The organism is Pusillimonas sp., from assembly GCF_035515275.1.
Classification (GTDB): Bacteria; Pseudomonadota; Gammaproteobacteria; order Burkholderiales; family Burkholderiaceae_B; genus Pusillimonas.
In genome coordinates this window covers 1-5378 of sequence record NZ_DATJBQ010000004.1, presented here as the reverse complement: position 1 = coordinate 5378, position 5378 = coordinate 1, and the positions used below count along the sequence as shown (strand labels likewise).

Sequence of the window (5378 nt, the reverse complement as noted above, 5' to 3'; positions counted from 1 at the left end):
CAACGATCACCCCCTCGAGCTTTCCGCCCGCGAAACCAGCCTGCTCGAAATTTTTCTTTCTCGTTGCGGTCGCATGATCAGTAAACACCAATTGGTCGACCTGTTATGCGAGTGGGGCGAAGAAGTGACCACGAATGCGATTGAGGTGTACGTGTATCGTTTGCGCAAAAAAATTGAGCCCAGCGGTGCGCGTATCGTCACGATTCGGGGCCTGGGGTATTGCCTCGAGCCCGACTCGCGCGAACACTTGGGCGCCTAGGCTGGTTACCCATGCCTCATCCCAGCGTACATCCCGACAGCAAAAGCCGCACGCCGGCAGTGTTGCACCGCAAATTCAAATCGCAAAAAAACAAGACCCTGCTGGGCAAAATCCTAATCTGGATGTTCGGGCCTTTGTTTCTGCTTTGGTCCATCGGCATCGTCATTACCTACTTTATTGCTCAGAACATCGCCAACGCGCCGTATGACCGCACCCTTACCGATCACCTTCGCCTGCTGAAATACGAAGTAGAGCAACAGAACGTACGTGAAGGAGTCAAGCTGTCGGCCTCTACCCTTACCGTACTCAGCGGCGAGAACGGACGACCGACACGCTGGCAGATACGCGACGCCAACGGCGCTTCACTGGCCGGCAACTCCAGCATTCCCCTGCCCGACAACTGGGCCTACGAAAAAGACAAATTCAAGTTCCACAACGAAACGATCGATGGACAAAGCGTTCGGGTGGCCTACGTGTGGGGTGCGCGCGATCGGAAAGACGAAACCTTTTTGACCCTGGTCGCCGAAACAAACGACAGGCGCGGTGTGCTTCAGCAAGAAATTCTGACCGGCATGCTGACGCCTCAGCTTATCGTTCTGCCGCTTGCCGCCCTGCTTGCCGGCCTGGGCCTTACCCAGGGGTTAGAACCGCTAAGCGTGCTGCAAGAACGTATCCGTGCACGCCGCCCTAATGATTTCTCTGCGATCAGCGAAGACCTGGCCCCGGCCGAAATTGCGCCACTGGTGGCCGCCATGAACGAGTTGCTTGCCCAACTGGCAGCCGGTACTGAAAGCCAGCGCCGCTTTGTGTCGAACGCCGCCCATCAGTTAAAAACACCGCTTGCCGGCATGCGTACGCAAGCCGAACTGGCCCTGCGCGAAAAAGACCCCGCCAAGGTCGAACAAAGCCTGCACCAACTGGTAAAAGGCACCGAGCGTGCGACACGGCTGGTGAATCAACTGCTGGCGCTGACCCGCGCCGAGCACTCGGCAAACCCAGGGCAGTTCGTGCTTGAAAAAATCGACCTTAACGCCTTGGCCGAAACCCAAACGCGCCAGTTCGTCGACCAGGCCATGCACCACGGGGTAGACCTGGGTTTCGAGGCCCAGCCCTCGCCGCAATGGATACAAGGACACGGCCTGCTGCTTTCCGAGCTGGTCGCCAACCTTATCGACAACGCCCTGCTTTACACGCCGGCCGGGGGATGGGCCACAGTACGGGTCATTGCCGGTACCGCTACGGCGGGCATCGAGGTTGAAGACTCTGGAAGCGGCATCGCGCCACAGCATCGGGCCCGTGTGTTCGACCGTTTCTTCAGGGTTTGGGGCAACAGCGCAGACGGCAGCGGCCTGGGGCTTTCCATCGTGAAGGAAATTGCCGACCAACACGGCGCCCGGGTCGAATTGGTAGAGCCCAGCGCAGAACGCGGTGCGCGCACCTGCTTTCGCGTGACCTTCCGCCGCGCCCTCCACCCTCAAGCATGACCCGCTCACGATGCAACGCCACTCCAGAACCATTCTTCGATTTACCTTTTTTTACAAAAATCAAAAATCCGGTGGCCTCACGTAAGTTTGACGTCAGACTCGTTTTCTACCGTAGGCGTAATCGCCCTTTAAACGGCGGTAACAACAAGAGCCGAATTGGCCAATACGTACAGGAGACAACATGAGTACCTCACAAACTATCGCTTCGCCGCCGCCCAGCAGCCCAAGCACTGGGGCGCCCGCAGCCACCAACCGGCCCATGACCGCTGAAGAACGACGAGTCATTTTTGCTTCGTCGTTGGGCACCGTATTCGAATGGTATGACTTTTACCTATACGGATCGCTGGCGGCCATTATTGCCGTCCACTTCTTTTCGGGGGTCAACCCGACCGCCGGGTTCATTTTTGCGCTGCTGGCCTTTGCCGCCGGCTTTGCGGTACGGCCTTTTGGCGCCCTGGTGTTCGGTCGTCTAGGCGACCTGGTCGGACGCAAATACACCTTCCTGATCACTATTTTGATCATGGGCCTATCGACCTTTCTGGTCGGGGTTTTGCCGTCGTATTCCTCGATCGGCATGGCCGCCCCCGTAATCCTGATCATTCTGCGCCTGCTGCAGGGCCTGGCCCTGGGCGGCGAATACGGCGGCGCCGCAACTTATGTGGCTGAACACGCGCCGCAGAATCGACGCGGTTTCTACACCAGCTGGATTCAAACCACCGCCACCATGGGCTTGTTCCTGTCGCTACTTCTTATCCTTGGTATACGCAGCGCCTTGGGCGAAGAAGCGTTTCTGAGCTGGGGCTGGCGCATTCCCTTCCTGATTTCCGCTGTACTGCTGGTGATTTCAGTGTGGATTCGCATGCGCCTGAATGAATCGCCGGCCTTCAAGAAGATGAAGGAAGAAGGCACCCAGTCGAAGGCGCCCATTAAAGAATCGTTTGGGCAATGGAAGAACCTGAAGATCGTCATTCTGGCTCTGCTCGGCTTAACGGCCGGCCAAGCCGTGGTCTGGTACACGGGGCAGTTCTATGCCTTGTTCTTCCTGACCAAGACCCTGGGGGTCGAGGCCAATACCGCCAATATCATGATCGCTCTGGGCCTGCTGCTGGGCACGCCCTTCTTTATCGTATTTGGCGCCTTGTCGGACAAGATCGGACGCAAGCCCATTATTATGGCCGGCTGCCTCATTGCCGCCCTGGCGTATTTCCCCGTGTTCAAAGGGCTGACCCACTTCGCCAACCCAGCCTTAGAGCACGCTCAAGCCACGGCGCCGGTTACCATCGTCGCAGACCCGGCCACCTGCTCGTTTCAGTTCAACCCGGTAGGCACGGCGTCATTCACCAGTTCTTGCGACGTGCTGAAAGCCTTCATGGCGGGCAACTCGGTCAATTACGAAAACGTGGCAGCTCCGGCAGGCACCATCGCGGTGGCGCGTATCGGTGACGAGGAGTTTCCTGCGTTTGAGGGTGCGGGGTTGAGCAAGGCCGAGTTCACGGCCAAGTCGGCCCAATTGCGCGAAGCCCTGACTCAATCCATACGTGCACACGGCTACCCGGCCAAGGCGGACCCCAACCAGATCAATTACGTGATGGTGGTTGTGTTGCTGACCTTTCTGGTCATCTTGGTAACCATGGTGTATGGGCCCATTGCCGCCATGCTGGTCGAAATGTTCCCCACCAGAATCAGGTATACCTCAATGAGCTTGCCCTATCACATCGGGAACGGATGGTTCGGCGGCTTTCTGCCACCGGTGGCCTTTGCAATCGTGGCGGCCACGGGCAATATCTACGACGGCTTGTGGTACCCCATTGCCATTGCAGCCCTATCGCTGGTGATAGGTACGCTATTCGTCAAAGAAACGCGACACAACGACATCAACACCTAGATCGTCAGTCCTTTAGCAGCCGACCTGACCCGAACCCTTTCAGGCTCGCGTCAGGTCGAGTCACTACAATCGAACCCGTAGATCGCGTTTCAGCGGGCGTAGTCGGCTCAGTGCCCTGCCCCCGCACCATGCGTTCTATCCCATCGACACTGTGCGCCCCGCGAACTGTAGTATGCGCGTGTCTATGGGCGTGACGGCCCGGTGCTTTGGCATCCGGGCCTTTTTTTCGTCCGGCCGGCACCCCGCCAGGCATTACAATCTTTGATTCGTCTCATCTTGCGCCGCCAACCCGGCTGCGCCCTCGCAAGGATAAAGTTGCATCAATGTGGTTCAAGAATCTGAAGGTCTTTCGCCTCGCGCCCTCGTGGTCCATCTCCCTCGACGCACTTGAGTCGGCCCTTGAAAAACACGCTTACCGCCCCGGCAACAGCCTGGAAATGCAGAATCTGGGCTGGGTTCCACCGTTCGAAAACTCGGGCCTGGCCTATTCGTTGCAGGGCCAGATTTTCTTGAGCCTGCGCGCTGAAAAGAAACTGCTGCCCGCCACGGTCATCAACCAGTTCGCTCGCGCGCGCGCCCAGGAAATCGAAGAGCAGCAGGGTTTCAAGCCGGGCCGCAAGCAAATGAAGGAAATCAAAGAGCAAGTGACCGACGAGCTCATGCCCAAGGCCTTTAGCGTCTATCGCGACACCAAGGTCTGGATCGACACCAAGAACCGCTGGCTGGTCATTGATGCAGCCGCTTCGGCAAAAAGCGACGAAGTGCTGGGCATGTTAGCCAAATCCATCGACCCATTTCCAGTATTGCAGCTATATGTGGAACAGTCGCCGGCAAGCAGCATGACCAACTGGCTCATTCAAGAAGAGCCGCCGGTCGGGTTCTCGGTTGACCAAGACACCGAGCTTCGCTCGACCAGCGAAAGCCGAGCGGCGGTGCGTTATCTGCGCCAAAGCATTGATATTGACGATGTGCGCAAGCACGTTCAAGCGGGCAAGCAATGCACGCGTCTTGCCATGACCTGGGCAGACCGCGTCTCTTTCGTTTTGAACGACAACCTGGATATCAAGCGGGTCGCGCCGCTGGACGTACTTAAAGAAAACCAGGATCTGGTCTCACGCAACGACGCCGACCAGCTCGATTCGGATCTGTCCTTGATGACCGGTGAGCTTGCGCGTTTGCTCGACAACCTGGTCGACGCTCTGGGCGGAGAAAAGAAAATGGCGTAAGCCAAAACCGCCTGCCGGCGGTTTTGGCTCTGGCAGCCTTTAATCTATGCCATGAAAGACGCTGTCGTCGGGGCCGATATGCGAAGGCGGGCTCCAGGTGACATCACGCAGCGAATGCTGGACCAGCCCTTCTACGCCCAGCAATACGGCAAAAATAGCCATTCGCACCGGTATGCCGTTGTCGGCCTGACGGAAAATAGCCAGTCTGGGGTCGTGATTAAGGTCGACACTGAGGTCATGCGCCCCCTCGCGGCTGTCGCGCGGCAAGGGGTGCATAATAATCGCGTCGGGGCGCCCAAAGCGCTCGACAACTTCCTTGTTCACCTGAAAATCAGCGGTGTAGCCTTCAAGCTGCTCGTCTGCAAAGCGTTCTTTTTGAACGCGGGTGGCATAAACCACATCGGCGCCCGTCAGCCCGTGCTCGAGCGAAGTGGTCTGCTCAATAACGTGGCCACGCTTGCCTGCCTGCTCAAGAATGTAGTCAGGCATTTCCAGCCCCTTGGGAGCAACCAAGGTAAATTTCA

Annotated in this window: 4 protein-coding genes and 1 pseudogene; 4 read left to right on the top strand and 1 reads right to left on the bottom strand. The window is 57.8% G+C overall.

The window, feature by feature from the left end; all coding sequences use genetic code 11:
* The 4 genes from VL003_RS00265 to VL003_RS00250 all read left to right on the top strand — a co-directional run.
* Nucleotides 1–259 (top strand): winged helix-turn-helix domain-containing protein (locus VL003_RS00265; protein WP_325438405.1); only part of this gene is annotated, 259 nt, incomplete at its 5' end.
* 11 nt (nt 260–270) lie between these two features.
* Complete coding sequence (locus VL003_RS00260) at nt 271–1743, top strand: sensor histidine kinase (RefSeq protein WP_325438403.1); 1473 nt, start codon at nt 271–273, stop codon at nt 1741–1743.
* 259 nt (nt 1744–2002) lie between these two features.
* The gene (locus VL003_RS00255; protein ID WP_325438407.1) at nt 2003–3628 is read left to right on the top strand and encodes an MFS transporter; all 1626 of its coding nucleotides are present in this window, start codon (nt 2003–2005) and stop codon (nt 3626–3628) included.
* 323 nt (nt 3629–3951) lie between these two features.
* Nucleotides 3952–4854, top strand: a complete 903-nt coding sequence (locus tag VL003_RS00250; RefSeq protein ID WP_325438401.1) for a recombination-associated protein RdgC — start codon at nt 3952–3954, stop codon at nt 4852–4854.
* Between the two features lie 39 nt (nt 4855–4893).
* Here VL003_RS00250 and VL003_RS00245 read toward each other — a convergent pair.
* Nucleotides 4894–5378, bottom strand: a pseudogene (locus VL003_RS00245) (aspartate carbamoyltransferase); the annotation flags it as partial.